Raw genomic sequence first — 1,226 nt, 5'->3', positions numbered from 1 at the left:
ATCTGGAAATTTATCTAATGCAGCTGCTTTTAGCTTTTATCCTGGGAAAAACTTGGGAGCTTTGGGAGACGGAGGAGCAGTTACCACAAATGATGATACATTGGCAAAAGTCATACAATCTTTACGTAATTATGGCTCTGAGACAAAATATCATAATTAATATATTGGCATAAATTCAAGATTAGATGAGTTGCAAGCGGCTTTCTTGAATGTCAAATTACCTCATTTAGATGCTGAAAATAATGTTCGTAGAATCATTGCGAAACGCTATATTTCTGAAATAAAAAACAATAAAATTACTTTACCATTTTGGAATTTGTCCGGAAATCACGTTTTTCATTTGTTTATCATTCGAACTGAAAACAGAGAGGATTTGCAACACTATTTACTAGAAAACGGAATTCAAACGATGATTCATTACCCGATTCCGCCACATAAGCAAAAAGCTTTTAAGGCTTGGAATCATTTGTCTTTTCCCATTACTGAAAAAATCCATAATGAAGTTCTGAGTTTGCCCATAAGTCCTGTATTGGCAAAGGAGGAAGTTGATTTTGTTGTTTCAATTTTAAATCAGTATTAAATAGTGTCTGACAGTAAATCTTCCTATTTGCAAATTTTAAAAACCACCTCTCTTTTTGGTGGTGTTCAGTTTTTTACTATTATCATTTCAATCATTAGGACTAAATGTATTGCTATATTCATTGGACCCGCTGGAATGGGAATTGTTGCATTATTAAATTCCACACTAAATATTATTAGCGGAATTACGGGATTAGGAATTGAGACTAGTGCGGTAAAACATATTTCGAGTAGTTTCAAAAACGAAGATTTGAATAGTGTTGCTGGTAATGTGTCCATTATTAAAAAGTTGGCGTTAGTAACAGGACTTTTAGGAGTTTGTGCGACTATATTTCTTTCGCCTTGGTTGAGTCAACTTACTTTTGGAAATTCAGAACATTCATTTTCTTTTATTTTCCTATCCATCACTTTGCTTTTCAAACAGCTTTCGACTGGACAATTAGTGGTTTTGCAAGGCTTGCGAAAGATGCGTTTTTTGGCCAAAGCCAATTTTTATGGAAATTTATTTGGACTGTTGTTTTCCATTCCCTTATATTATTTTTATAGTATAGATGCCATTGTACCAACAATTATTGTTGCGTCTTTGTCTTCGGTATTTTTTTCTTTTTATTTTTCCAAAAAAGTAGTCATTATAAAAACGAATGTTT

General features: G+C 32.8%; 1 protein-coding gene and 1 pseudogene. Both read left to right on the top strand.

Going from position 1 to position 1,226, the window contains the following annotated elements; genetic code table 11:
• Positions 1-580 (top strand): annotated as a pseudogene (locus tag EKL98_RS16450) (DegT/DnrJ/EryC1/StrS family aminotransferase); the annotation flags it as partial.
• A gap of 3 nt (positions 581-583) precedes the next feature.
• A partial coding sequence (locus EKL98_RS16445; protein WP_148104451.1) for an oligosaccharide flippase family protein occupies positions 584-1,226 on the top strand: 643 nt, incomplete at its 3' end.

The sequence above is a fragment of the Flavobacterium bomense genome (assembly GCF_003970355.1).
The sequence above is the reverse complement of the archived record's forward strand: the minus strand, read 5'-3'. Positions and strand labels throughout refer to the sequence as shown.